This window comes from Streptomyces sp. NPDC046900 (assembly GCF_040644975.1).
In the GTDB taxonomy this organism is placed as follows: Bacteria; Actinomycetota; Actinomycetes; order Streptomycetales; family Streptomycetaceae; genus Streptomyces.
The window spans coordinates 102,950-126,919 of record NZ_JBEYXD010000006.1 but is presented as its reverse complement, the minus strand read 5'-3'; the positions used below and the strand labels follow the sequence as shown (position 1 = coordinate 126,919).

22 protein-coding genes are annotated in these 23,970 nt (G+C 69.8%); 10 read left to right on the top strand and 12 right to left on the bottom strand.

From position 1 onward, the window contains the following. The first annotated feature begins 143 nt into the window (after positions 1 to 143). Positions 144 to 1,304 carry a glutathione-independent formaldehyde dehydrogenase gene (locus tag ABZ904_RS08850; RefSeq protein WP_359392687.1) on the top strand — a complete coding sequence of 387 codons (1,161 nt, stop codon included), beginning with the start codon at positions 144 to 146 and terminating at the stop codon, positions 1,302 to 1,304. Between the two features lie 34 nt (positions 1,305 to 1,338). After that, positions 1,339 to 1,479 carry a hypothetical protein gene (locus ABZ904_RS08845; protein ID WP_359392689.1) on the top strand — a complete coding sequence of 47 codons (141 nt, stop codon included), beginning with the start codon at positions 1,339 to 1,341 and terminating at the stop codon, positions 1,477 to 1,479. Here the strand turns inward: ABZ904_RS08845 and ABZ904_RS08840 are convergent. The 3 genes from ABZ904_RS08840 to ABZ904_RS08830 are packed head-to-tail and all read right to left on the bottom strand — an operon-like array spanning position 1,460 to position 3,834. Further along, entirely contained in the window at positions 1,460 to 2,251 is a 792-nt protein-coding gene (locus ABZ904_RS08840; protein ID WP_360997332.1) for an ABC transporter permease, read from the bottom strand. The genes ABZ904_RS08845 and ABZ904_RS08840 overlap by 20 nt on opposite strands. Next, entirely contained in the window at positions 2,248 to 3,210 is a 963-nt protein-coding gene (locus ABZ904_RS08835; RefSeq protein WP_359392693.1) for an ATP-binding cassette domain-containing protein, read from the bottom strand. The genes ABZ904_RS08840 and ABZ904_RS08835 overlap by 4 nt, the downstream gene beginning before the upstream one ends. Before the next feature lie 15 nt (positions 3,211 to 3,225). Beyond that, positions 3,226 to 3,834 carry a DUF4097 family beta strand repeat-containing protein gene (locus ABZ904_RS08830; RefSeq protein WP_360997427.1) on the bottom strand — a complete coding sequence of 203 codons (609 nt, stop codon included), beginning with the start codon at positions 3,832 to 3,834 and terminating at the stop codon, positions 3,226 to 3,228. Between the two features lie 303 nt (positions 3,835 to 4,137). On the opposite strand from ABZ904_RS08830, the gene ABZ904_RS08825 reads away from it, so the two are divergent. Next, positions 4,138 to 4,890: a helix-turn-helix domain-containing protein gene (locus tag ABZ904_RS08825; RefSeq protein ID WP_360997330.1), complete on the top strand. Its 753-nt coding sequence runs from the start codon at positions 4,138 to 4,140 to the stop codon at positions 4,888 to 4,890. A 75-nt stretch (positions 4,891 to 4,965) separates the two neighbouring features. Here ABZ904_RS08825 and sbnA read toward each other — a convergent pair whose 3' ends face one another. Genes sbnA through ABZ904_RS08800 form a run of 5 tightly spaced genes read right to left on the bottom strand, consistent with a single transcriptional unit; the run spans position 4,966 to position 14,043 of the window. Then, complete coding sequence (gene sbnA / locus ABZ904_RS08820; protein ID WP_359392697.1) at positions 4,966 to 5,991, bottom strand: 2,3-diaminopropionate biosynthesis protein SbnA; 1,026 nt, start codon at positions 5,989 to 5,991, stop codon at positions 4,966 to 4,968. A gap of 37 nt (positions 5,992 to 6,028) precedes the next feature. Further along, positions 6,029 to 7,108, bottom strand: coding sequence for a 2,3-diaminopropionate biosynthesis protein SbnB (gene sbnB / locus ABZ904_RS08815; protein ID WP_360997328.1), 1,080 nt, complete (start codon positions 7,106 to 7,108; stop codon positions 6,029 to 6,031). Further along, positions 7,105 to 8,112, bottom strand: coding sequence for a TauD/TfdA family dioxygenase (locus tag ABZ904_RS08810; protein WP_359392701.1), 1,008 nt, complete (start codon positions 8,110 to 8,112; stop codon positions 7,105 to 7,107). The genes sbnB and ABZ904_RS08810 overlap by 4 nt, the downstream gene beginning before the upstream one ends. A 41-nt stretch (positions 8,113 to 8,153) precedes the next feature. Next, complete coding sequence (locus ABZ904_RS08805; RefSeq protein WP_361822136.1) at positions 8,154 to 11,426, bottom strand: amino acid adenylation domain-containing protein; 3,273 nt, start codon at positions 11,424 to 11,426, stop codon at positions 8,154 to 8,156. 13 nt (positions 11,427 to 11,439) lie between these two features. Then, a complete protein-coding gene (locus ABZ904_RS08800; RefSeq protein WP_361822133.1) occupies positions 11,440 to 14,043 on the bottom strand; it encodes a Pls/PosA family non-ribosomal peptide synthetase in 2,604 nt (867 codons plus the stop codon). 1,309 nt (positions 14,044 to 15,352) lie between these two features. On the opposite strand from ABZ904_RS08800, the gene ABZ904_RS08795 reads away from it, so the two are divergent. The 6 genes from ABZ904_RS08795 (at position 15,353) to selB (ending at position 21,421) form a co-directional block, all read left to right on the top strand. Continuing rightward, positions 15,353 to 15,943 (top strand): hemerythrin domain-containing protein, encoded by a 591-nt coding sequence (locus tag ABZ904_RS08795; protein ID WP_359392707.1) that lies wholly within the window; start codon positions 15,353 to 15,355, stop codon positions 15,941 to 15,943. 359 nt (positions 15,944 to 16,302) lie between these two features. Further along, a complete protein-coding gene (locus ABZ904_RS08790) occupies positions 16,303 to 16,671 on the top strand; it encodes a DUF6343 family protein (RefSeq protein ID WP_360997321.1) in 369 nt (122 codons plus the stop codon). Positions 16,672 to 16,839: 168 nt separating this feature from the next. After that, entirely contained in the window at positions 16,840 to 17,532 is a 693-nt protein-coding gene (locus tag ABZ904_RS08785) for a hypothetical protein (RefSeq protein WP_361822129.1), read from the top strand. Between the two features lie 260 nt (positions 17,533 to 17,792). Further along, positions 17,793 to 18,065, top strand: coding sequence for an ANTAR domain-containing protein (locus ABZ904_RS08780; protein ID WP_359392713.1), 273 nt, complete (start codon positions 17,793 to 17,795; stop codon positions 18,063 to 18,065). A gap of 108 nt (positions 18,066 to 18,173) precedes the next feature. Next, positions 18,174 to 19,562, top strand: coding sequence for an L-seryl-tRNA(Sec) selenium transferase (gene selA / locus ABZ904_RS08775; protein ID WP_359392715.1), 1,389 nt, complete (start codon positions 18,174 to 18,176; stop codon positions 19,560 to 19,562). After that, on the top strand, positions 19,562 to 21,421 hold the full coding sequence (gene selB, locus ABZ904_RS08770; RefSeq protein ID WP_361822244.1) for a selenocysteine-specific translation elongation factor: 1,860 nt from the start codon (positions 19,562 to 19,564) through the stop codon (positions 21,419 to 21,421). Before selA ends, selB begins: the two co-directional genes overlap by 1 nt. 391 nt (positions 21,422 to 21,812) lie before the next feature. Here selB and ABZ904_RS08765 read toward each other — a convergent pair whose 3' ends face one another. Beyond that, the gene (locus tag ABZ904_RS08765) at positions 21,813 to 22,013 is read right to left on the bottom strand and encodes a DUF397 domain-containing protein (protein WP_361822126.1); all 201 of its coding nucleotides are present in this window, start codon (positions 22,011 to 22,013) and stop codon (positions 21,813 to 21,815) included. Between the two features lie 522 nt (positions 22,014 to 22,535). Here ABZ904_RS08765 and ABZ904_RS08760 point away from each other — a divergent pair. Continuing rightward, the gene (locus tag ABZ904_RS08760) at positions 22,536 to 22,793 is read left to right on the top strand and encodes a GntR family transcriptional regulator (RefSeq protein ID WP_361822123.1); all 258 of its coding nucleotides are present in this window, start codon (positions 22,536 to 22,538) and stop codon (positions 22,791 to 22,793) included. Between the two features lie 53 nt (positions 22,794 to 22,846). Here the strand turns inward: ABZ904_RS08760 and ABZ904_RS08755 are convergent, their stop codons facing one another. Genes ABZ904_RS08755 through ABZ904_RS08745 form a run of 3 tightly spaced genes read right to left on the bottom strand, consistent with a single transcriptional unit; the run spans position 22,847 to position 23,970 of the window. After that, the gene (locus ABZ904_RS08755; RefSeq protein ID WP_361822121.1) at positions 22,847 to 23,503 is read right to left on the bottom strand and encodes a collagen-like protein; all 657 of its coding nucleotides are present in this window, start codon (positions 23,501 to 23,503) and stop codon (positions 22,847 to 22,849) included. Next, positions 23,500 to 23,766, bottom strand: coding sequence for a hypothetical protein (locus ABZ904_RS08750; protein ID WP_361822118.1), 267 nt, complete (start codon positions 23,764 to 23,766; stop codon positions 23,500 to 23,502). The genes ABZ904_RS08755 and ABZ904_RS08750 overlap by 4 nt, the downstream gene beginning before the upstream one ends. Before the next feature lie 9 nt (positions 23,767 to 23,775). Next, positions 23,776 to 23,970: a hypothetical protein gene (locus ABZ904_RS08745; RefSeq protein ID WP_361822116.1), complete on the bottom strand. Its 195-nt coding sequence runs from the start codon at positions 23,968 to 23,970 to the stop codon at positions 23,776 to 23,778.

Genomic DNA, 23,970 nt, shown 5'->3' with positions numbered 1-23,970 from the left:
CGCGGCGGCGTGTGGGAGCGCGGCCGATCGGGTACCCGGCGGGTCCTGGCGCGGTCCGTGGGACGGGAGCGCCGCCGCCGAGGGCGACCGGCCCCAGCAGGCCACAAGTCCGCGCCCCCTCCGTGCAGCTTGGGAGAGACACCATGAAGGCAGCGGTATACGAAGGACCCCGGAACGTCGCCGTCAAGGACGTGCCGGATGCCAAGATCGAACACCCCTGCGACATCCTGGTGAAGATCACCACTACCAACATCTGCGGTTCGGATCTGCACATGTACGAGGGCCGGACCTCGCTCGAGCCCGGGAGGGTCTTCGGACACGAGAACCTGGGTCAGGTGGTCGAGGTCGGGCCGGCGGTCCGCAAGGTCCAGGTCGGCGAGTACGTCGTCCTGCCGTTCAACATCGCCTGCGGGTTCTGCAAGAACTGCGAACGAGGCCTGACGAACTACTGTCTGACGATGCAGCCGGACCCGTCCGCGGCCGGTGCCGCGTTCGGGTTCGCGGACATGGGTCCCTACCAGGGAGGTCAGGCCGAGTACCTCCGTGTGCCCTACGGGGACTTCAACGCCCTTCGCCTGGGTGAGGACGCGGCCGAACGCCAGAAGGACTACGTGATGCTCGCGGACATCTTCCCCACGGGCTACCACGCCACCGAGATGGCCGAGGTCAAGCCCGGGGACCAGACCGTCGTCTACGGCGCCGGTCCCGTAGGGCTGATGGCCGCGTACTCGGCGATCCTCAAGGGTGCCGGCCGGGTCTGGGTGGTCGACTTCCATGAGGACCGGCTGCGCAAGGCCGAGGAGATCGGTGCCATCCCGATCAACTTCGCCGAGCAGGACCCGGTCGAGGTCATCAAGGACGCCACCCTTGGCCTGGGCGCCGACAACGGCTGCGAGTGCGTCGGGTACCAGGCGCACGACACACAGGGCCACGAGGACGCGTCCCTCACCCTCAACGGGCTCATCAACGCGGTGCGGTTCACCGGCGCCATCGGAGTGGTCGGCGTGTTCATCCCCGAGGACCCGGGCGGAGCCGAGGCGCAGAACGAGCTGGAAGCTCAGGGCAAGATACCCACCGACTACGGCCTGATGTGGTTCAAGGGTCAGAAGATGGGCACCGGGCAGGCCCCGGTCAAGAAGTACAACCGGGCTCTGCGCGACTTGATCGCTGGCGGCAAGGCCGAGCCGGGCTGGGTGGTCTCCCACGAACTCCGGCTCGACGAGGCACCGACGGGCTACGAGCACTTCGACCACCGTGACAACGGCTGGACCAAGGTGGTCCTGCATCCCAACGGCTCCGGCTGACGGGCCGGCATCGGCGCATCGAGGAGCGGTCCGCGTGACCGCGCTCGGGCTGCCCTCCTGGCGCACGAACGGGGCGGCGTACTCCGACGCGGTGTCGGTGTACGCCGCCCTGGGGTGGTACGAGGTGCGGGAGGCGGCCCGCGTTGTCATGGCGGTTACTTCGGGTCGTGGTTGAACTTCGAGGTCGACCAGAGGTAGCCGAGCACCGTGAGGCCCAGGCACCAGACGACGGCGAGCCATCCGTTGTTGCCGATCCCGGTGCCGAGCAGCAGGCCGCGCAGGGTCTCGATGGCGGGCGTGAACGGCTGGTACTGGGCGATCGGCTGGAACCAGCCCGGCATCGCGTCGATGGGGACGAAGGCGCTGGACAGGAGCGGCAGCAGGATCAGCGGCATGGCGTTGTTGCCGGCGGCCTCGGCGTTCGGGCTGACCAGGCCCATGCCGACGGCGATCCAGGTGAGCGCCATGGCGAAGAGCACGAGCAGTCCGAGCGCCGCGAGCCACTCCAGGGCGGTGGCATCGGTGGAGCGGAAACCGATGGCCACGGCGACGGCGCCGACGAGGACCACGCTGATGATCGACTGCAGCACGCTGCCGATGACATGTCCGACGATCACGGAACCGCGGTGGATCGCCATCGTGCGGAAGCGGGCGATGATGCCCTCGGTCATGTCGTTGGAGACGGAGACCGCGGTGCCGACCACGGTGCTGCCGACGGTCATCAGCAGCAGTCCCGGGACGATGTAGGCGATGTACTGGGAGCGGTCCGGACCACCGCCGCCGATGCCCGCGCTCATGGTGTCGCCGAAGATGTAGACGAAGAGCAGCAGCAGCATGATCGGGGTGAGCAGCAGGTTCAGCGTCATGGACGGATAGCGCCGGGCGTGCAGGAGGTTGCGGTGCAGCATCGTGGAGCAGTCGCGGACGGCGAGGGCGAGAGAGCTCATCGGACAGCCTCCTTGGACTGGTGGGGGACGCCGGCGCCGCCGGTCAGGGCGAAGAAGACGTCGTCGAGGTCGGGGGTGTGCACGGTCAGCTCGTCGGCCTCGATGCCGGCGGAGTCCAGCCGGTCGAGGATGGAGCGCAGCTCGCGCTGGCTGCCGTCGCTGGGGATCTGCAGCGCGAGCGCCTCGTCGTCCCGGGCGACGGGGCGCAGGGCCAAGGCGGCGGACTGGTAGGCGGCCGGGTCGGTGAAGCGGAGCCGGACGTGTCCGCCGGGGATGAGCCGCTTCAGCTCCTCGGCGGTGCCCTCGGCGGCGATCCTGCCATCGTTGAGCACGGCGATGCGGTCGGCGAGTTCGTCGGCCTCCTCCAGGTACTGGGTGGTGAGGAAGACCGTGGTGCCGCCGGAGACGAGCTCGCGGATGATCCGCCACATGGTGTGCCGGGAGCGCGGGTCGAGGCCGGTGGTCGGCTCGTCGAGGAAGATGATCCGCGGCTTGCCGACCAGGGTCATGGCGATGTCGAGGCGGCGCTTCATGCCGCCGGAGTAGGTGGAGGCGGGCTTCTTCGCGGCCTCGGTGAGGTCGAACCGTTCCAGCAGTTCTGCGGTGACCTGCCGCCCCTCGCGCTTGGACAGGTGGTGCAGGTCCGCCATGAGGAGCATGTTCTCCTCGCCGGTGATCAGACCGTCGACGGCGGAGAACTGTCCGGTGACGCCGATCGCGGCGCGCGCGGCCTGCGCGTCGGTGGCGAGGTCGTGGCCGCCGACGTGGATCCGCCCACTGGCGGGGTCGGGGGAGATGAGGGTGGAGAGGATCTTGACGGCGGTGGTCTTGCCGGCACCGTTCGGGCCGAGCAAGCAGAAGATCGTTCCTTCCGGGACGGTCAGGTCGACGCCGTCGAGCACGACCTTGTCGCCGTAGGACTTGCGCAGCCCGTTCGCCGCGATGGCCGGATCGGTCATGAGGAGCTCTCCCTTTTACAGGCTGCGGGCGGTGATGTCGCCGTGGGCGGTGGTCGCGTGGATGTCCAGGCCGGCGGTGCCTTCGGCGTTCTTCAGCGCGTTGTGGATCCGGCCGTAGGCGGTGCCGGCGTCCAGGGAGGCGGACACCCCGGGGGCGGCGCCGATCGAGATCTCGCCGTGCTCGGTGCGCAGGGTGACGGTGCCGCGCACGGCCTCGGCGATGTGGATGTCGCCCTTCTGGGTGCTGATCTCCGCGGGGCCGCCCAGGCGACCGACCGAGACGTCGCCGGCCTGAAGGGTGAGGCGGGCGTTCGCGGTCTCGTCGAGCTTGACCGAGCCCTGCGCGCCCTCGTAGTCGATGTCGCCGAGCCGTCCGACGCCCCGGAACCCGGCGGCGGCCGCCTTCGCCTCGACACGGGAGCCGGCGGGAAGCTGGACGGTCACCTCGACGGATCCGGAAGCGCCGAGGATCCGGTTCTTCGCCTGTGAGGCCTCGATCCGCAGAACACCGTCGCCGTATTCGACCGTGGTCTGCTCCGCCGCCTTCACGTCGCGGCTCTTGGAGGCGTCCGCGGGCAGGATCTCGACCGTGGTGTCGGCCCGGTCGGCGGCGATGAACCGGATGTGTCCCGCGGGGATGTCGAGGACGGCCGAGACCGGGGCGGGGTGTCGAACCTCTGCATGGTGCTCTCCTTCTTCTGCATCGTGCGCTCCTTCGGACCGCTGTTTCCGACGCCAGAAACGCTACGTTGCATTCACTGAAGTAGCAACGCATCTGTTGCGTAGGAACGCCATCAATGCAGGTGGGGACCTAGAAATCGTTGCAATGGTTCGGAATCTAATGCAACAACCCTCACCTTGGTCGTTGCAATGGATGGAAAGTGAACGCTATAGTGGAGTCACTACGGACCACGAAGGAGACCCGCGATGCCGGGAGGCAGACTCACCCAGCAGGAACGCCAGCAGATCGCGCTGGGACTGGCCGACGGCCTCGCCTACGCGGAGATCGCCAGACGCCTCGACCGCCCGACCTCGACCATCACCCGCGAGGTCATGCGCAACGGCGGCCCCGCCGGCTACCGCGCCGACCTCGCTCACCGCGCCACCGAACACCGCGCCCACCGCCGCAGACAGACCGCGCCCCGGGACTCGACGACGCCCGCGCAGCCCTACGGGCGTGACGCCGAGGCGGTGCGCGAGTACGAGGAGGTGTTCACCACCGTCCTCATACAGTCCGGCACGCCCAAGATGATGGCCCGGGTGATGGCCTGCATCTGCCTCAGCGACACGGGCAGCGTCACCGCGTCCGAACTCGTCCAGCGTCTCCAGGTCAGCCCGGCGTCCGTCTCCAAGGCGGTCGCGTTCCTCGACGAGCAGGGCATGATTCGCCGGGAACGCGACGAACGCCGCCGCGAGCGCTACATCGTCGACGACGACATCTGGTACCAGTCGATGATGGCCAGCGCCCGCAGCACCGCCCAGCTCGTCGAAACAGCACGGCAGGGCGTCGACATCTTCGGCCCGGGCACCCCGGCCGGCACCCGCCTCGAGAACATCGCACGCTTCCTCGACTTCGTCTCCGAGAGCATCACCCGCGCCGCGGAGCAGGCGCGCGAAGTCCTCCACACGAAACCCGAATCGACCTCGGGCGGCGCGGCGGAGCCGAGTTCGGATCGCTGATGGACAGCCCCTCGCCTTCGTCGGCGTCGCCGACGCGTCCATCTGCCACGGCCGCCGCACCGACCAGGACGGCGTCTAGTGCTTGCGCCGGCGCCCTGACGCCCGTGGCCTCGGCTCGGCTCTGCGGGAGCCGGCGGTGATCTCCTCGGAGTCGAGTATGTGCTCGCCGTACAGGTCCTCCAGCCAGTTGGCCTGGTAGAGGGTGTCGAGGTAGCGCTCACCGAGGTCCGGGGCGATGGCGACCGCGGTGAGACGGCGTGAGTCGTGCCGGGACAGCCAGTCCATCGCGCCGCTGACCACCGTCCCGGTGGAGCCGCCGAACAGGAACCCGCGTCTGGCCAGGCGGTGGCAGGTCCGGATGGTGTCCGCCTCCTCGACCCTGATGACCTCGTCCACGTAGGACTCGTCGAGCAGGGGCGGGCGCATGCTCATGCCGAGGCCGGGAATCATCCGGCGGCCCGGCTCGCCGCCGAAGCTCACCGAGCCGACGCTGTCCACCGCGACGATCCGAACCGGCCGGTGCCAGTGCCGGAAGAACCGGGCGCAGCCCATCAGGGTCCCGGTCGTGCCCGCACCGATGAACAGCACGTCCAGCCGCGGGAAGTTCTGGACGATCTCCGGGGCGGTCCTGCGATAGTGCGCCTGCCAGTTGCCGGGGTTCGTGTACTGACTGAGCCACACGTACCGGTCGTCGGATTCGCACAGGGCGCGTACGTAGTCGATGCGGGCGCCGAGGAAGCCTCCGTTGGCGTCCAGATCGGCGATGATGTGGACCTCGCTGCCGAGAGCCTCCATGAGCAGTCGGGTGGACAGGTTGCACCGGGAGTCCGTCACGCACAGAAACCGGTAGCCCTTGCTGGCGGCGATCATGCTGAGCGCAACGCCCAGGTTTCCCGAGGACGACTCGACCAGCACCGAGTCCGGCTTCAGTATTCCGTCCTGCTCGGCGGTCTCCACCATCTCGATCGCGGCCTTCAGTTTGATCGAGCCGGCGAAGTTGAAACCCTCGCACTTCAGGTAGAGGGAGCGCCCGAAGATCGACTCGAGGTCGACGTAGAGCTGGCTTTCGTTGAAGGCATAGGGAGCGGAGATGACGGGCACGGTGGCCTCCTGGTGCCGGAGCCGAGGGGACAGGCGTTCAGCCGTATCGGCGCAGCTCGTGGAAGAAGTGGTCGATGAGGTGGAGGTGTCCGGCCAGCGCGACTTCGTCGTAGACGTACTTGCCGACTGCCAGGTCGAGAACGCCCAGCCCGAACGGCGAGAAGACCACTGGCCGGTCGGCCGGGGGGGTCACGCGTCCGGTCATGACGTCGTTGAGGGTTCCGTCCAGGAAGTCGCGGTTCCCGGTGAGCTGCTCGACCAGGTGGGGGGAGGTGTCGGCTTTGAGGCAGTGCTCGACGTCGTCGACGAAGTTGGCCGACTCGAGCAGGATCTCGGGGGCGAGGTCCCGTAGGGACACGTGCAGGACCACGGGATGGTGGCTGAACCAGGCCGGGTCGGTGATGTGGGGCTTTCCGGCGATGGTGGCGAAGACCACCAGGTCGCTGGAGCGGATCAGCTCCTCGGCGGTGTCGTGGACGGTGACCCGACCGGTGTCCTCCGCGCTGTCCGCCTGCCGCAGATAGCCGCAGAAGCCGGCGGTGCTGTCCGCGGACACGTCGTGTACGCCGACGCTCTCGAACGTCCAGCCGGTGCCGGTCAGGAAGGTGTGGATGTAGCGGGCGATCAGACCGGTGCCGATGAATCCGACCCGGGCGGGGCGCGGTCTGCCGCGGCTGAGCCAGTCGGCCGCCAGCGCGGCGGACGCCGCGGTCCTGGTGGCGCTGATGATGGAGCTTTCCATGCAGGCGAAGGGGTACCCGGTGTCATGGTCATTGAGGATGAGCACCGCGGAGGCCCTGGGCAGTCCGGCTTCCACGTTGGACGGAAAGCTGGAGATCCATTTCAGGCCGTCCACGTGCACCGACCCGCCGATGGAGGCCGGCAGGGCGATGATCCGGGACGTGGGGCGGTCCGGGAAGCGCAGGAAGTACGACGGCGGATTGACCGAGTCCCCCGCGCCGTGCAGCCGGTAGGCGGTCTCGATCAGTTCCATGATCTGCTTCTCGCGTCCACGGAGCGCCTGCTGCACCTGGGCGCCGGGGATGACCGCGAAGGTCGGCGCCGGGGCCCCGTTCGAGGTGGACTGCTGGGTGGCGGGGGAGGGTGTGCGGGTCATCGCCGGCTCGCCTCCGGGGTCGGGTATCCGTCGGTCAGGCGCCGGGGGTCGGCCATGGCGACCAGCACCTCGCGCTCCCCGCTGAATGCCTCTCTGCTGTGTGCGGTGCGTACGTTGTCGACGAGCATCAGGTCGCCGTCCTGCCAGGGCTCACGTCGCGTGTGCTCCTCATAGGTTTCGTTGAGCATGCGGACGATGTCCTCGCCGACCGGGGTGCCGTCCCCGAAGCGGGTGTTGAACGGCAGCCCGTCCTGGCCGTAGATGTCGACCAGGTACTCGCGGACCTCCGGGGCGAGCGTCCACTCGTTGAGGAAGGCGATCTGGTTGAACCAGCAGCGGCGCCCGGTGAGGGGGTGCCGGACCACGGCACTGCGAACCTGCCGGGTGCGCAGGGAGCCGTCGGACTGCCACTCGAAGTCGATGCCGTGTGCGCCGCAGTAGCGCTCGATGGCTTCGGGGTCCCCGGTGCCGAACGACTCCTCCAGCGAAGCCCCGATCTCTTCATTGTAGGAGCGCGTCAGGAGCCAGCCCTCACGTTCGAACCGCTCCGTGACCGCGCTGGGCAGCGCCTGCAGTACTCGCTCCGCGTCCGCCACCGCGGTCGCCCCGCCCTCGCCGGGCGCGGTCAGGCACGCGAACAGCATCAGGCCGGGAACCTCCAGCGTGTAGCTCAGTTCGTGGTGCATGCACATCGGCTGGTTGGCCGGCCAGGTGGCGGAGGAGTACAGCCCGGGGCCGTAGGACGTGCGCGGTGCGAAGGCCTCCGTCTCGGTCATGAGGTCACCGGCCAGTGCCGCGAAGACGGCGCGGACCTGATCCGCGTCCCGCAGCCCCAGCCCACGGACGAGGACCGCCCCGTGTTCGGTGATCTGCGCGCGCAGGGCGTTGCGGTACTCGGCAGCCCAGCCGGAGGCATCTGCGGGGGTTTCCACACGGATGATCGGAGGCTTGTCCGGTTCCAGCTCCACCTCGAGCACGGGGGCCAGGGATGAGGAGGACGACATCTGCTTTCCTTTCGGTTGCCGCTCAGGAGGCTCGTGGAGGCTCAAGAGGACGCGAGTAGTTCGGCTGTTCCCAGGACGGCCTGTGCTGCTTCGTTCGGCCTGGTGCGGAGGAAGTAGTGGCCGCCGTCGGCGAGTTCGTGCAGGTCCACGTGGTCGGCCAGGTGCTCCCAGTCGCGGTACCGGTCGCGGAATCCGGTCGTGTAGGGGTCGTCCGCGGCGATGACCACGGTGACCGGAACGGAGAGCTTCACGGACGGCGGTCTCTCGAGGGCGTCGGCGAAATAGCGGTGGGCGGACACGCAGTCGTGCCGGTAGGCGGCACCGAGATGCTCGGCGTGCTGGGCGCTCAGCTCACCCAGCTCGGTGTAGCCGCTGTCCGTGGTGAGGTCCGCGGCGATCTCGGCGCTGCTCCGCCGCGTGAGTTCGGTGACCGCGGCACGCCGGTCGGCGACGGTGCCGAGCAGCTGGGCGCCGATGAACACCCGCGGGACGTCGATTCCCCGTTGCCGCAGTCTCCGCGCCGTCTCCAGGGCCGGCGCGGCTCCTGAGGAGTGGCCCCAGAGGACCACCCTGGTCAGCCCGCGCCGCACGATCTCGGTGACGACCTGCTCCGCGACCTGCGTCATCGGCGCGAACGGCTCGTCGTGGGCGGCCAGGTCGTGACCGGGCAGGTCCACGGCGTAGACCGAGGTCCCGCTGCCCGTCAGAGCACGCGCCATCAGCCGGTAGTTGACCGCGTTGCCGCCCGCGTACGGAAAGCACACGAGGGCGGACTCGGGTACGCCGTCCTGCACGGACAGGGGCTGCAAGAGCTCCGCCTGCTGCTGGGCCGTGCCGTCGAGCAGCGCGGCGAGATCGGCGAGCACAGGATTGCGGGTGATGTCCTTGAGGGACACCGCACGGTCCAGTGCGATGGTGAGCTTCACGGCCGACAGCGAGGTGCCGCCGGAGTCGAAGAAGTGGTCCTGCCTGCCGATGTGGTGCTCGGGGACGCCGAGCAGCTCGGCCCAGGCGGCCGCCAGCTTCCGCTCGGTCGGGGTACGGGGCAGGTGATGCTGCTCCCCGCCGGTGTCGCCGCCCGGTCCCGTCCCGGCCTGTTCGGCCAGCGCGGTCAGGGCCTTCCTGTCGATCTTCCCGTTGCCGGTCAGCGGCAGGCCCTGCTGCCAGTGAAAGGCGGAGGGGACCATGTAGCCCGGCAGCGCGGCACCGAGTGCCTGGCGCAGTTCCTCCACCTGCAGGCGCCGGCCGGTGTAGAACGCGATGAGGTGCTTGCTGTCGCCGGCCCGTTCGGCGACGACGACCGCACCGTCTCGCACCCCGTGAACCCGCAGCAGGGTGTTCTCGATCTCCCCGATCTCGATACGGAAACCACGGATCTTGACCTGGCTGTCCCGGCGGCCGAGGAACTCCAGCTTGCCGCCCGGGTGCCAGCGCCCCCAGTCACCCCCCAGGTAGAGCCGCTCGCCCGGCCGGTACGGGTCCTCCAGGTAGGCGGCACGGGTGCGTTCGGGATCATTGATGTAGCCGCGGCCGACGCACACCCCGGAGAACGCGATCAGCCCGGGAGCGCCCAGCGGCACCAGAGACAGCTGCTGGTCGACGACGTAGACGCGCACGTTGTTGACCGCATGTCCGAGCAGCACCCGGTCGCCGTCCGGCACGCCCTCCATGATCTCGTGATTGGTGTCGTCCGAGGTCTCGGTCAGTCCGTAGGCGTTGACCAGCTTGATCCGAGGCTGGAGCCTGAACCAGCGCTCGATCAGCTCGTGCTTCAACGCCTCGCCGGTCACCGACACACACCTCAGATCGGGCAGGGCGCGTGGGTGCTGCTCCAGGTACGACACCACGACCTCCAGGTAGGAGGGCACGACCTGGACCACTGCGGCGCGGCCGCGGACGACGGTGTCGACGAACCGCTCCACGTCGACGATCGCCGCCTGCTCGACCAGCAGGGTCTGCCCGCCGACCAGCAGGGGGGCCAGCAACTGCCACAGCGAGATGTCGAAACACTGCGGGGCGGTCTGGGCGACCACCTGCCCCCGATCGATGCCCAAGTCGTCGATCTTGGCGAACAGATGGTTGAGCATGCCCGCGTGCTCGCACATCGCCCCCTTCGGCTCGCCGGTCGAGCCGGAGGTGAAGTAGATGTAGGCGAGCTGATCGGCCTCGACCTCCACCGCGGGATCAGTGTCGCCGTGGCCGTCCGCGCACGCCGCCTCGATCGGAAGTCGCTCGATCCCCGGCAGGGTGGCCAGGGCCTCGTCGAGGTTCTTCGTACTGCCGGGCTCGGTGAGCACCAGCTTGCACCCGGCACGGGACAGGGTCGCCGAGATACGGCCGGCCGGGAAATGCGGCTCGATCGGCAGGTAGACGCCTCCGGCCTTGAACACCGCCAGCACCGCGGTGAGCCAGTCGAGATTGCGTTCGGTGACAACCGCCACCACGGCTTCCCGGTCGAGGCCCTGCGCCAGCAACGCCCGCGCCAGCCGGTTCGCGCGCGCATTGAGCTCCCCGTACGTCCACGCCCGATCGCCGTGCACGGCCGCGACGGCCTCCGGATGCTCCCGCGCCCGCTGCTCGAACAGCTCGTGCGCCCGCATCCGAGGCAGGTCCCGCCGGGGTCCCGCGAGCCCCTCGAGCTGGTCATGCACCTCTTCGGCCGACAGCAGGCTCTGCCGGGTGTGGTCGGCGTCCGGATCTGCCGTCATCAAGGCCAGCGCGGTCAGGTGGTAGCCGCAGACGCGGCCCGCGGACTCGGCGTCCAGCACCTGCGTGCGGCACCGCAGCCGCAGCACCGGCCGCCCGCCCCGGTCACACCAGCCCACGCCCAGCGTCGCGTCGTCGACCAGGCCGCCCTCACGTCCCGCGGGGTCGAACATGACCTCGTACGACGGCCCGGTCATCCCCGACTCCCGGCGCAGCTCGTCCACCGGGTACTCGCGGTGCGCGAGCAACTCCGACTCGATGCGATGCGCGCTCGACACCAGCAGTCGCCACGACCCGGACGGGACCGTCAGACGGCACGGCAGCGGCCCGCGCCCCGTCCCGGCGACGTGGTAACCCGTCACCACGTCCCGCTCACCCGAGAGTGCGGCGAGCACCTTGGCGTGCGCGGCCAGCAGGACGGCGCTCAGTGGCACCCGAAGGTGCCGCGCCAGGTCCCGCACCTCGGCCGCCACGTCGTCCGGCACCGGCGCCTCGTACTCGGCGACCCCCGTCACCGGCTCCGCCACCCATCGCGGAACCGCGGTGAAGCCGCCGGCGGTCAGCACACCGCTCCAGAACTCCCGGTCAGTCTGCACGTGCGCTCCCATCGGAGGGCCTTCCTCATTTCCCTGCCACGGCGGGGTCGTCCGCCGCGGACGTCAGTGCCGGCGATGCCGGTGCGATGCCACGGATTCCTGCGGGGGCATGCGTCATCTCGACGGCGGGGTTTCCGCCCCACCGCGCGTTCGAGGGGACTTCCTCGCCCTTCATGAGGAAGGAGTCGGGGGCCAGTGCGGCGCCGTCGCCCATGGTCACGCCGTAGTGCACCAGTGCGCCGACTCCGAGAGTGCAACCCGCACCGACCGTGATGTGGTCGGACTTGAAGGTGCCGTCCTCCTGGGAGTGGCACTGGATCTTCGTCCCGGCGTTGAGCGTGCAGTCGTCGCCGATGGAGGTGAGCGTCCGCTCGGTCACATGGCAGCCGTCGTCGAAGACCCTGCGCCCGATGTGGACACCGAGCAGTCGCCAGATGACGTTCTTGAAGGGGGTGCCGTTGAAGACGTTGAGGTATTCGTCCGGAACCTTCCACAGGCGCTCGTGCCACCAGAAGTACGGGTCGTAGATGGAGCACAACTGGGGGCGCAGCGAGCGGAATGACGTGAGGCAGCGCTCCAGGAGGGTGAAATAGAGGGCGGTGAACCCGAGCGTGATCGCCAGGTATGCGCCGATCACCACATGTCCGATGACGCCGTACATGCCGACAGAAGCAAGTGCGAGCGCCGTCAGGAAGAAGGTGTGCAGCCACCGCAGGAGCAGGTGGAAAGCCATCGAGCGGAGGTTGTAGCGATTTTTCGAGGACAGGTTGCGATGTAGTTCGTCTCCGGTCCGCAGATGGTCGAAGCGGGAGTCGCGCTCCACCGACCGGGGAATCTCGAAGGGCGGCGAGCCGAGCAGCCCCACCCCTTCGCGGATTTCACCGTCGAGGGGAACCATCACCTTCGTTGCCAGCAGGCAGTTCTCACCGGTCCTGCCACCCACGGGATAAGCGATGTGGTTTCCCACGAAGTTGTGCGCTCCGATCGACACCCGTGACACCTTGAAGGACGTACTCGAGTAATCCGCATTGATGACGGAAAGCCCGTCGGCCACCATCGTTCCCCTGCCGACGGAAACGAGATACGGGGACTCGTGGTGCACATCCGTGCCGAAGTTGGAACCGGTCTGCTCCACCGATGACAAGTCGTATCCCAGGCCGCGAAGATAGGGGACGATGTAGGAGCTGTCACCGAAGAGCCAGGCGAAGAACTTGATGTTCGTGATGCGGGAGACCGCCTGGTGCGCGGCGTACTGGAAGCCGTAGAGCGGATAGACCTTGTCGGGTTTGACGGCAAGACCCACCAGGCGCGGGAGGGTGTACAGACCGGCGAGGCCCACGACCAGGAAGCCGAAGAACAGCACGGCGGACAGCGTCAACGCGTCGATCAGGAACTCCGACGGCGTGAATCCGCCCGTGTCCGGGTCCAGTCGGTCGCCCAGCGCAGGAACCTCCACGAACAGCATGTACATGCCGCCGACAGCCAGCGGGATGTACAGGAAGAACAGCTGAAGCAGGGTGGCGAAACCGAAGCTGGTCCGGCGCAGTGTGCCGCACCGGGCCGGTTCGACCCTCACATAGTCGATCTCCGTCGGCTGTGCCGGGACACCGTGGTGGCGTTCGCCGTCCGGAATCACCTGGCCGCGGTACAGAGCCGATGCATGTCCGAGCTGCGCTCCGTCACCCATCGTGGTGTCGATGTCGAGCACGGTCTTCTCGCCGATGAACACGTCCCGGCCGAGCGTGACCCGGCCGGTCTGGATCTGGCCGGCGTGCGCCCGGTAACAGAGGAAGTGCGAGTCCTTGCGGATGACCGTGCCGGCGCCGATCGTGAGCAGGTCGGTGCAGACCGGGACGTGGCGGGAGAGGATCGTGACCCCCTTGCCGATCCGCGCGCCGAGCGCCCGCAGGTACAGCACGTACAGCGGATTCCCGATGAAGAGAATCATCGGGTTGGCGTGGAGAAGTACCTTGACGATCCAGAATCGCAGATAGGCCGGACTCCAGATCGGGAACTCGCGGGGCTTCCAGCGCCCGATGAGGATCCATTTGGCCACGACCGGGAACGTGCACACCACGACGAAGCTGACGCCGCCGAACACAAAAGACCGCGCGTACGTGTCGAAGAGTCCGGAACCGGTGGAAACCCACTCGTAGCCTCGCGCGGCGACCAACCCGGTGACGAAGGAATACGCCAGGAAGACCAGCAGCTGGAGTGTTCCGCACAGGACATAGGCCGAAGTGCCGGCCGAGGGCGCCTTCGTCTCCGACGTCACGGCCACCGACGGGGTTGTCGGCTGCGCTACCGCGCCAGAAGCGGGATGGCCGTCCAGGAGAGCCGCTGCGAGGCTTCGGGTCGTGGGGTACCGGTAAATGTCCTTCATGGAGGCGGACGGCAGATCCGGCCGCTTCCTGATCCGTGCGCAGAACTGAGCCATGACCATCGAGTTGGCGCCGAGATCGTTGAAGAAGTGACTGTCGCACGAAACCTGTTCGCTGCTCACGAGATCGGCGAGTACTTCGGCGAACTTCCTCTCCGTGTCCTGCGTGGCCGAGGCGGCGTCATCGGACACGGCGACCGCTGGTTCGTCGGGTTCGCACATCGTGACCTCGGCAGACTTCTCCGCCATTCGAGCTCCTCGAAACAGATTTCGGCAACCATCGGCCAGTGGACGCTCCGGTGCCTCGGGCTCGGCCAAGTCCGAGCCGAGAGAGCCAGAAGCCACGAAGTCGTGCACTCTCACCTGATCACGAAACCACGCCTTTCAGTTTTATTCGGCAACCGTCGGGTTGCCACTCGGCTCGCGTCGCAACGTCCCGCCCGGCGCGCCCGGACCGGCGGGATTTCTTCTTCCTCGGATGGGCCGACAAGTCACCCGAATGGAGGTTCACCCGTGAGGACGAGGGCTCGATCCCGGTACGCGACGTCCGGTTCGGTGCCACGGCGGTTTCCGGGGGAGAACCGGAGTCCGGGCCGCATCGGTTGCGTGTGCCGTGTACATGTGCTGCGCAGGTTGCGATTGCCGCGCATCCCGGCGAACGCTGTGCTTTTGTGACGCCGTCTGTGCCGAAGGTCTGAGCAGGCACTCGCGTACGGCGAATTCACTCAGGTCGTCGGCGATGACCCGGACGGGACGCACAGCAGCGACTCCCGCGACCGCGACCCGTTTTCCTCGTTCCACGAGGGAAGAAGCGGATTCCGCGTCCGTCCAGGTTTTCGGCGGTGAAGGGAGGGGTAAGCAGCGGTCCTCTCCGACGGCGAATCGGCGCGCCTCACGCCGTCCTTCCCGGATTCAGCAGCCGGCACGGGGCGTCCCCGTGGCTCCCACCAGAGCGCCGTACCCATCATGGTCCCGGCACACATGGCAGTCTTTTCATTCCCGGCGCGGATGGCCGTTATTCGGCCCAGATCCATGGCCTGGAAAGCCTTCTAGGTTATCGACAACGCGGTGGGGTGTGCAAGATACGCCCCCGCGTGGCGGCCGGGGGCGTAACGGTGAGCGGCGAGGTGCCGAGACCACGCCGGCGCGCGCCCGTCCCGAGCGGTATGGGCGTTCTCGACGGGTGCGGCGACCGCCCCTGGGTCGGCGGGAGGATCTTCCTTGCGCAGACGTCCGCCCGCAGGGGCCGGCTTCCCCTCTCGGATGATCCAGGACCGGTCGCCGCACGCCGGCACCGTCGGTGCGGCTGGCTCCTCAGGCGCGGACCAGGGGTGTGTCCTGCTCAGGAGCGCATGGGGTGCTGTCCGTGAGCGTACGGACCGAGGCGCTCTCCCCGGGCGGGGCCGCCGTCGGTGGGGCGGAGGAGGTCCCAGGCGGTCGCCTCCGGCACGCGCCACACGAGTTGACAAGCCGGGCGTCCTGTTTTTTGCCTTACGACCCGATCCGGTGGGGTACTCGGCCGTGAACCTACCTTCGGCACGATGAGGAGGCCGGCACCGTGGGAAGTGCGACGAAGGAACGCGAGGAAGCCGCGAAGCTCCCTGAGGGCGACGTGGTGCGCATCCTGCTGGAGCAGCATGCCCGGATCCGTGATCTGTTCGGCGAGGTGAAGAGTTCGCGGGGTGAGCAGAAGCAGCAGTGCTTCGACGAGCTGAGGGCTCTGCTCGCGGTCCATGAGACCGCCGAGGAGATGATCCTGCGGCCGGTGGCGGAGAAGACCGCCGGAGAGGCCGAGGCGGAAGCCCGCAACGACGAGGAGGCCGAGGCCAACAACGTGCTCGCCCGGCTGGAGAAGATGGATGTCGGCAGTTCCGAGTTCGACGCGGAGTTCGCCGCCTTCGAACAGTCGGTGATCGACCACGCGGAGCACGAGGAGCAGGAGGAGTTCCCTGCCGTGCGGGCGGCCTGCGACGAGGACCGGCTCAAGAGGATGGGCGCCAAGCTGAAAGCCGCCGAGAAGATGGCACCCACCCATCCGCACCCGAGCGCGGCCGGTTCGCGCGCCGCCCAGTGGATGACAGGCCCCTTCGCTTCGATGATCGACCGGGTGAAGGACGCACTCACCACCCGCTCCTCCCGCGGCACCTGAAGGCGGCGTGCCCGGCGTTGCCCGCTGCGGCAGGCCGAGGGCCGCCCCGGCCGAGCGACCAGGAGGCGATCAGCATGATCAAGGGCAGACCTGGTGAGGGGTGGACCTGCGGGACGGCGTACCGCGGTCTCGCCACGCCCCGTGACGCCCCATGGCTCCACAAGCCAGGCGGGTGTGCCGAAGCCGTCGGCACACCGGGCTGCTGGACGGTCGGTGCGGCCGAGGAGGCCGACCCGTACTGCGTCTGCAACACGGGTGTCCGGTGCCGCGCGGGACGCCGTCCGCCGTGGCGCGGTGGTTCCGCCGGCACCGTTGAGCACGAGCAAGGTGCACACAAGTGACGTGCAGCGGAGTGTGTCATGAGCGATGAACCAGGCGGCCGTGCCCGGCACGCCGCCGAGCGGACTCACCCGCCCGCCGGTCCCGGTCCGGTGCCGAGGTCCTCGTCGAGGGCCGCGCGACGTCCGGTGAGAACGGGGTCGGAGCCGCGCACCGCCCGCAGCGCGCTGCGCCTGCGTGAGACGCTCAGTGGTGTCTTCCTGGCCGTCTTCGCCGTGGGGGCCGCCCTGCTCTGGTGGTGGGCCGTCGAGTCCTCGGCCGGCTCGTCCCCGGGGCGCGGAGTGCTGATCGTGCTCGCTGCGATCTGTACGGCCCTGGCGGTGGCGGCGGCGTTGGATCTATGGGTCGTGGGACGCCGCCTGCGGCGTGAACGGGCCGGCCACGGCTGACCGGACGGCCACGACTTCGACGGTGGACGGGCACCGGAGAAGGACCGGAGACTTCACCGGGCCGGCGCGCAGAGCGGCGCGCCGGGGCGTGCACGAACATCCACGTCCCGACGGCGTGTCGGCACCGCCCCGTCCGCGGGCGCACCGGGCGCGTGAGGGGCAGCCATCATGGGTCCCGGCCGGCCGGTGACGGCCAGAGTGAGCAGGCGGTCCGCCGGTCGTACTCGACTGCGCTTCGACGGCTGGATCACGGGGATCGGCACGTCGTCCGGTACACGTGCGGTAGTGGGGTACTGGCCACGGGCGCCGTTCGGCCCGTTCGCCGATGTGATGCTCGAGCGGCCGGACGGGCACCGCGTTCTGCTGGCCCCGACCCCGCTGATCGCGACGTTCGTCGCCGGTACCTATGCCTTCGACGAGGTGAGGATCGTGCCCGTCAGGGTGGATGTCGCAGAGCAGGACTGGACGGTCGAGGCGTCCACCCTGACCCTGCGCTTCACCACGGGTCGCAGAGGCCTCCTTGGATTCCTGCTCAGAGCCGTGCCCGCCCCGCTGGCGGCCCGTCCGGGATGGATCTCCTGTGTGGCGGTGCTCGCCCGGGCACTGCCGGGTGTGCGGATCTGCGGCAGCGCGGGCGCCGGCCGGTACGAGTGGTACGGCGCGAAGGACCTGCATCCCGTCGTCGCGGCCCACGCGCGGTACGAGGGGGAGGACCTCGGGCTCCTCGCGCCGGTCGAACCGCCCGTCCGGTTCGGGTTCGGCTCGACTCCCCGGAGGCCGTGCCTCGTGCGCGTCACCACCACGGTGGCCCTGAAGCGCCAGAACGACACGCTGCGCGGCGCCGCGCCGGCAGAACGCTGACCCGACGGAGTCCTGCGGCCCACTTCGGGCTTGATCGACAGCAGGACATGACCCGGATTGCTCCGGCGAGAAACAGACGTGGCGCAAGCTTGGGTCGTGTTCGCGGGCCACCTGCGAGAAAGTGGAGAGGAGAAACCGGGGCATGGTGCCCAACACGCCCCCTTCGCTCAGCCAGGTGACTCATGGCCTTCTTCGCACGGTTCACACACCGGCCGCAGCATTCATTCCAGGCCCCCGGTCTGGCGGGGGAGTGCGAGCGGATGCAAGCGGAGGTCGAACAACTGCGGCACGCCGTCACCTCGCACGCCCTCGTCGACCAGGCCATCGGTGTCGTCGTCGTCCTGGGGAAGATCTCGCCCGAAGAGGCCTGGCGGGTCCTGAGGGACGTGTCCCAGCGCACCAACACCAAGCTCCGGCTCGTCGCGGAACACCTCCTCGCGTTCGCCCAAGGCGGCGAACTGCCGCAGGAGGAACGGGACGAGTTGAGGCGGGCCCTCGACCGATACCGGATCGCCTCCGGCACCGAGCGCTGACCTTGCCGACCCTCGGGGTCCCGGCGTGTCGAACGGCCGCTCGCGGGCACTGAGAGACGATGAGGTGTCCCCGCACAGGGAACGGCCGTGCCGGAGTGGAGGGGCTGCATGGAGCAGCGGGTCACACAGGTGAGGACCGGGGACGAGGCGACGGCGGCCGCATCCGGCGCCGCCACTCCCACCCGGCGTCACGAACGCGCCGACGTGCGGCGGCGGATCCCCCGCACCGACGCCGTGCTGCGTGATCCGCGGCTGTCGCAGGCGGTGGTCCGGCTGGGATCGAACGTGGTGAAGACGGCGGTCCGGCAGGCGCAGGAACAGGCACGGGAGGGCCGCATCCCGCCCGAGCAGGTGGAGGACGCGGCGGTCGCCCTACTGCCCCGTACCCCCGGCGGGCTGCGGTCGGTGATCAATGCCACCGGCGTCGTGCTCCACACCAACCTCGGCCGGGCGTCTCTGTCGGCCGCGGCCCGGCAGGCGGTTCAGGAGGCCGCCGGGCCCACGGACGTCGAGCTGGACCTGCCGACCGGCGTACGGGCCCGCCGGGGTCGTACGGCATTGAGAGCACTGTGCGACCGGGTGCCGTCCGCGGCCGCCGCGCATGTCGTCAACAACGGCGCCGCCGCTCTCGTGCTGGTGGCCACCGCGCTCGCCGCCGGCAAGGAGATCGTCATCAGCCGGGGCGAGATGGTGGAGATCGGGGACGGCTTCCGGCTGCCGGACCTGCTGGTGTCCACCGGGGCGCGGCTCCGCGAGGTCGGCACCACCAACCGCACCACAGCGGCCGACTACGCCGCCGCGATCGGCCCGGAGACGGGTTTCGTGCTGAAGGTGCATCCCTCCAACTTCCGTATCACCGGGTTCACCCGGGCCGCCGGCGTGGGCGAACTCGCGGCGCTGGGCGCCCCGGTGGTGGCCGACATCGGCTCCGGTCTGCTCGCTCCCCATCCATCGCTGCCCGAGGAGCCCGACGCCGAGACCCAACTGCGGGCCGGTGCCTCGCTCGTCACCGCGAGCGGCGACAAACTCCTCGGCGGGCCCCAGTGCGGACTGCTGCTGGGCGAAGAGGAGTTGGTCCGCACGGTGTCGCGCCATCCGCTGGCGCGCGCCCTGCGCGTGGACAAGCTGACCCTGGCCGCGCTGGAGGCGACACTCACCGGCCCGCCGCCCCCGACGGCCACCGCTCTGGCCGCCGACCCGGGCGGGCTCGTGCGCCGCGCCGACCGGCTCGCGGCTGCTTTGGCCCGTGACGGCATCGACGCACGGGCCGTCGAGAGCCTGGCCACGGTGGGCGGTGGCGGTGCGCCCGGTGTGACCCTGCCGAGCGCCGCGGTCTCCCTGCCGGAGCCCTACGCCGCCGTCCTGCGTACCGGCGCCACCGCCGTGGTCGGTCGCCTGGAGGCGGGGCGGTGCCTGCTCGACCTGAGGGCCGTGCCCCCCGAGGACGACGAACGGCTCGCCGAGGCCGTGCGGGCGGCCGCGGAGAGGCAGGCGTGATGCGGGTCCTGGCCACCGCCGGGCACGTCGACCACGGAAAGTCCGCCCTGGTCCGTGCACTCACCGGGATGGAGCCCGACCGCCTGGAGGAGGAGCGGCGCAGGGGCCTGACCCTCGACCTCGGGTTCGTGTGGACCCGGCTCGGCCCGGACGAGGAGCACATCGCCTTCGTCGACGTACCCGGCCACGAGAAGTTCGTGGCGACCATGCTGGCCGGGGTGGGGCCCGTGCCCGCCGTGCTGTTCGTGGTGGCTGCCGACCAGGGCTGGCAGCCACAGTCGCAGGAGCACCTCGCGATCCTCGACGCGCTCGGAGTGCGGCACGCCGTGCTGGCGGTGACCCGCTCCGACCTGGCGGACCCCGAGCCCGTGCGAGCCGACGCCGTCGAGCGCATCGCCGAGACGTCCCTGGGCAAGGTGCCGTCCGTGGCGGTGAGCGCGGTGACCGGCGCCGGACTGGACGAACTGCGCACGGAGCTGGACCGGTTGGCACGCTCGCTGCCCGAGCCGCCCGCCGATGCGGACGTGCGCCTGTGGCTGGATCGCGCCTTCACGGTACGCGGCCACGGCACCGTGGTGACCGGCACGCTCGGCGCGGGCACGCTGCGCGTAGGCGACCGACTGGTGACGGGGGACGGATCGGCCGTCCTGAGGGTGCGTGGTCTGCAGTGCCTGCACGAGGAGCGGGCCGACGTCCGCGCGGTGGCACGGGTGGCGGTGAAACTCCACGGCTCCGTGGACGGCGCCGTGCGCCGGGGGCAGGTTCTGCTGACACCGGACCGCTGGCTGGTCACCGAGGTGATCGACGTCCGGATCGCCGTTGAACCGGCCCGCGAGCTGCCGCGCACGGTCGTTCTGCACATCGGCACCTGCGCCGTCGTGGCGGCCGTCCGTCCGCTGGGCGAGGACACCGCCAGACTGACGCTGCGCCAGGCACTGCCTCTGCGTGTAGGGGACCGGGCGGTCCTGCGGGAGCCGGGCGGCCGGCGTATGCCCTGCGGCGTGACGGTGCTGGATGTGCAGCCGCCGCGGCTGACCCGCCGTGGCGCGGGGCGGGCCAGGGCGGCCGAGCTGGCCGACATGACCGGCCGGCCGGACGGCGCCGGAGAACTGCGTCGGCGGCGACTCGTCCGCAGTTCCGAGCTGTCGGCGATGGGTGTACCGGTGCCCGCCATGCCCGTGGCGGGGGACTGGCTGGCCGACGAGGTCCACTGGGCGGAACTGCGCGAGCGTCTCGGGGCGGAAGTGGAGCGGTACGCCGAGCAGCACCCGCTGGAACCGGGCCTGCCGGCCGAGGCGGCACGCAGGCTGCTCGGGCTGCCCGACCGGTCCCTGGTCGACGCGCTCGCCGGCCTGCCGGGCGCATCCGAACTGGTGCGTAAGCAAGGCAGGTTGTACGGGCCCGGCAGTCTCAGACCGACCCTCCCGCCGCCCTTGGCGGCAGCCGTCGAGGCGGTACGGCGCGACCTGGCGCAAGCTCCGTTCCGGGCGCCGGAGGCGGATCGGCTGAATGAACTGGGGCTCAACCGAAAGGCGTTGGCCGCCGCGGTCTCCGCGGGAGCGCTGCTCACGGTGACCGACGGGATCGTGCTGCTTCCGGAAGCGGGCGACCAGGCCGCGGCGGTGTTGCGGCGGCTGCCCCAGCCGTTCACGCTCAGCGAGGCCCGCAGGGCCCTGGACACCACTCGCCGGGTCGCCGTGCCGCTGCTCGAATTCCTGGACGCCAGGGGATACACGGAGCGAGTGGACGACCAGCGGCGGCGGTGCCGTTCCGATGCGGGGAGCGGAGGCGGACGGGAATCGAACCCGTTTATTAACCCGATTGTGACCTGCGAAGACTCCGAGAATCAGGACAAATAGGCGACATTCGATGTCGCCCGATGATGCTCAACGCTGCTGAGTCTTGGCCCGTTTGGCCGCGGCCAAGCGCAAGCGAGGCGATGCCCCGTGTCTCCCGCGGGTGAGTGCAAAAGACAGCAAACGACAGCGCCCCCGCACGAAGCGGGGGCGCCGCGACCCTCACCCAGTCGCCTGGGGGCCACCAGCCGGGCAGGGTCGTTCGTTGAGGGGGAGGTCACCCCCTATTACCCGCTCGACGCCGGGCGCACGGCCGTCCGTCGCTGGCATTGATCACCTACACGGAACCCTCACGCCGACGTGCGAAGACGCACGCCCTGTTCGCCGACCTCGGGTAGCAGAGAGCCCGCCGTCGGATGCGGGGCCGGCGGCGGGCTCGTCTGCGGGGCGCGGGTCAGAGGTCGAACTCTCCGTCCTTCACGCCCGCGATGAACGCCGACCACTCGGGCCGGGTGTAGAAGTGCGCCGGGCCCTGCGGGTTCTTGGAGTCGCGGACAGCCCGGCCGCCGTCCGGTAGCGCGGCGACCTCGACGCAGGCCCCGTTGCCGCCGCTGTAGCTGGACTTACGAAAGATCAGGTTGTCGCTGTCGTGCATTGCGTGCCTTTCAGTAGTGGTTTCGATCTTGCGGGGGGTAGGTTCGAGGGCGCGCCACAGCGGGAGGGCGCGCGCACAGTCGCTTGTGCAGGTAGACGTCCGATCCGGCGGCGGTCGCCCCGGAGATCGGCTCGGTGGTGTACTCCTCGCCGGGCCGGATCGGCTTGTCACAGCGTGCGCAGATCATCGGGCACTACCTCGAGCTGCGCGCCACGCGGCAGCCCACTGTCGGCGCAGACGCCCGGCCACCGGGCATGTGACGGCGGTATTTCGTCGGCACGCGCGGCACGATGTGCAGTGGTCCGTAAGGGCCCGGTACTCGGCATCGGCCGATTCCGTCCGGGGCTGGATGACCGTAGTCTTTGCCATGTCGATGCTCCCTCGAAGCGTCGGCCACGCCCCCGGGTCTGTCAGCCGCGGGGGCCTCCTTGCGACCATACGCCAACTTGGTACGCCTTAGTACGTCCTCAGACGGACTATCAGGATCTATGTCCGGTCAGGCTGTCCTCATACGGTCATTGCATGATCGAGCTTGACCCGGGCGCCATGACGCCGATGTACGTGCAGCTCGCCAACGTGCTGCGCGAACGCATCCGGCGCGGTGAGGTCCCGATCGGCCGGCGCCTCCCATCTCAGTCCGAGTTGGAGGCCGAGACCGGTGGCGTGGTGTCGCGGCGGACCATCAAGAGCGCGCTCGAGCTACTCGCGGCCGAGGGGCTGGTGCGGGGCGTGCAGGGGAAGGGCGTGTTCGTGATCGCCCTACCGCCGACGGCCGAGTGACTCCGGACATGACGAACGCGCCCCCTCCCGCCCGAAGGCGGAAGGGGGCGATTTCATGCGTACTCGCGGCGGGGCGGAATGAGGCCCATCGACGACAGACCGCCGCCCGGGCCGGGATCCGGTGCGCCGTTCCGCCGGCACACCAGGGCGTCAGGGTCCCAGCTCGGCGCCTGTAGCGAGTAGCCGTCCGGGCAGTCTGGTCCGGGGGGACCTTGCTCGCCGCGGGGGCCTTGGTCACCCTGCGGTCCCTGCGGGCCTTGGGGTCCCTCCGGTCCGGCTGGGCCCGGCGCGCCGTCGGTCCCGGGTGCGCCGTTCTCGCCCGGCGGCCCGTCCGTCCCGTTCTGGCCCGGGCTCCCGGACGGGCCAGGCGTGCCAGGCTCGCCCGGCGGGCCGGACGGTCCAGACGGCCCAGGGATGGGGACGGGCACGCGCATCCGGGCGTCGAGGCCCTCGACAGCCCGACTCGGATCCGGCGCCTTCGGAGTCTCGCCCTGAGCCTTCACCTGCGCGCGCAGGACACGCACATCGGCGGCGAGGGTGCCGACAGCCTCGCCCCGCTTGTCCGCCTCCGCGGCGAACTGGTCGGCGCGGCCGGCCTCGGCCTCGATCCGCCCCCAGATAATGACCGCGGCCCCCGAGAGCGCCAACAGCCAGCACAACACGGCGATCCACCGCCACGACCCCGCGAGGGCCCGCTCTGCACGGGTCACGGATCGCCTCCCAACTCGACAACACGGACGCGGAGACGCGCGATCTCTTCCCGGTCGGCGAGACGCTGCTCGAGCAGTCCCTCGATCTTCTGGTCCCGGGCTCCGAGCTGCTCCCGCAGCTTGTCGCGCTCCTCCTGAATCTGGTCTATCTCGCTGTTCATGCGGGTGTTGGCGAGCTCTCCCCGCTTCCCGAGGTACGCCACCAGCCCGCCGGACAACACCCCTGCGAGCGCGAGCACGCTGCCGAGGGTGGTGGCGTCCAAGGTGGCTCCCTACAGGTCGCGCGGAGGGGTGGCCGTCTGCCGGTTCGGCGTCACCCAGGTCACGCCGTAGGCGCCGAGAATGGCGAGCACGATGGTGACGCCCTCGGCGGCCGTGACCGTGCCGTCCTGCACCGCGGTAGCGGCGGCAGCGGCGCCGGCGGCGAGCCCGCCCACGACCGCCTTCCAGGTGCGCGAGATCTTCAT

Coding starts and splice junctions, on each gene's coding strand:
- ABZ904_RS08790 (WP_360997321.1), top strand. CDS start 16,303: ATGAGCGATGAACCAGGCGGCCGTGCCCGGCACGCCGCCGAGCGGACT.
- selB (WP_361822244.1), top strand. CDS start 19,562: ATGCGGGTCCTGGCCACCGCCGGGCACGTCGACCACGGAAAGTCCGCC.
- ABZ904_RS08785 (WP_361822129.1), top strand. CDS start 16,840: ATGGGTCCCGGCCGGCCGGTGACGGCCAGAGTGAGCAGGCGGTCCGCC.
- ABZ904_RS08810 (WP_359392701.1), bottom strand. CDS start 8,112: ATGTCGTCCTCCTCATCCCTGGCCCCCGTGCTCGAGGTGGAGCTGGAA.
- ABZ904_RS08745 (WP_361822116.1), bottom strand. CDS start 23,970: ATGAAGATCTCGCGCACCTGGAAGGCGGTCGTGGGCGGGCTCGCCGCC.
- ABZ904_RS08760 (WP_361822123.1), top strand. CDS start 22,536: ATGATCGAGCTTGACCCGGGCGCCATGACGCCGATGTACGTGCAGCTC.
- ABZ904_RS08850 (WP_359392687.1), top strand. CDS start 144: ATGAAGGCAGCGGTATACGAAGGACCCCGGAACGTCGCCGTCAAGGAC.
- ABZ904_RS08825 (WP_360997330.1), top strand. CDS start 4,138: ATGCCGGGAGGCAGACTCACCCAGCAGGAACGCCAGCAGATCGCGCTG.
- ABZ904_RS08840 (WP_360997332.1), bottom strand. CDS start 2,251: ATGAGCTCTCTCGCCCTCGCCGTCCGCGACTGCTCCACGATGCTGCAC.
- sbnB (WP_360997328.1), bottom strand. CDS start 7,108: ATGACCCGCACACCCTCCCCCGCCACCCAGCAGTCCACCTCGAACGGG.
- ABZ904_RS08805 (WP_361822136.1), bottom strand. CDS start 11,426: ATGGGAGCGCACGTGCAGACTGACCGGGAGTTCTGGAGCGGTGTGCTG.
- ABZ904_RS08765 (WP_361822126.1), bottom strand. CDS start 22,013: ATGCACGACAGCGACAACCTGATCTTTCGTAAGTCCAGCTACAGCGGC.
- selA (WP_359392715.1), top strand. CDS start 18,174: ATGGAGCAGCGGGTCACACAGGTGAGGACCGGGGACGAGGCGACGGCG.
- ABZ904_RS08780 (WP_359392713.1), top strand. CDS start 17,793: ATGCAAGCGGAGGTCGAACAACTGCGGCACGCCGTCACCTCGCACGCC.
- ABZ904_RS08835 (WP_359392693.1), bottom strand. CDS start 3,210: ATGACCGATCCGGCCATCGCGGCGAACGGGCTGCGCAAGTCCTACGGC.
- ABZ904_RS08800 (WP_361822133.1), bottom strand. CDS start 14,043: ATGGCGGAGAAGTCTGCCGAGGTCACGATGTGCGAACCCGACGAACCA.